Annotated in this window: 1 protein-coding gene; it reads right to left on the bottom strand. The window is 78.6% G+C overall.

The window, feature by feature from the left end; all coding sequences use genetic code 11:
* Positions 1 to 709 (bottom strand): FAD binding domain-containing protein (locus tag VQ03_RS29815; RefSeq protein ID WP_208605574.1); only part of this gene is annotated, 709 nt, incomplete at both ends.

Genomic DNA, 709 nt, shown 5'->3' with positions numbered 1-709 from the left:
CCCCGCGCCAGAGACGCGGCGCCGCGGGGGGGGGGGGCGGGGGCGGCGGCGCCCCCCCCCCGGGCCCGGCGGGGTTGGGGGGCGCCGCCCGCGCACCCCGGCCGCCGCCGGGGCGATGCGCCGGCGATGGAGCCGCGGGGCCGCCGCCGCCGAGACCACCGCGAAGGCGTAGGAGGTGCGGTCGCGGACCTTGAGGTAGCGGCTGTGGCCGGCGAAACCCGCCGCGTCCGGCGGCAGGACGAGGGCGGTGACGAGTTCGCCCGGCTCCAGCGCCGTCTCGCGCTCCGGCGCCTCGCCGGGCAGGCGGTGGAAGGACTCGAGCGGGACGGTGCGGGTGCCGGCGGACCCGGCGATCTCCACGGCCGCGTCGAGGGCGACGAGAGGCACGCAGAAATCCGACGGATGGGTGGCGATGCAGGCCTCGCTCCAGCCGAGGATCGCGTGAAGCCGGGTCTCGCCCCCTCGCGCGTCGCAGCCGCTGCCGGGCTCCCGCTTGTTGCAGGCGCTTCCCGTGTCGGCGAAGTAGGCGCAGCGGGTGCGCTGCATCACGTTGCCGGCCGCGGTGGCGGCGTTGCGCAGCTGCGCCGAGGCGCCGGAGAGCAGGGCTTCGGCGACGGCCGGATAGGCCCTGGCGAAGGCGGGATCGTGCGCGAGGTCGCTGTTGCGGGCGAGCGCGCCGATGCGGAGCGATCCGTCGCCTCGCCGCTCC

The sequence above is a fragment of the Methylobacterium tarhaniae genome, assembly GCF_001043955.1.
Lineage (GTDB): Bacteria > Pseudomonadota > Alphaproteobacteria > Rhizobiales > Beijerinckiaceae > Methylobacterium > Methylobacterium tarhaniae.
The sequence above is the reverse complement of the archived record's forward strand: the minus strand, read 5'-3'. Positions and strand labels throughout refer to the sequence as shown.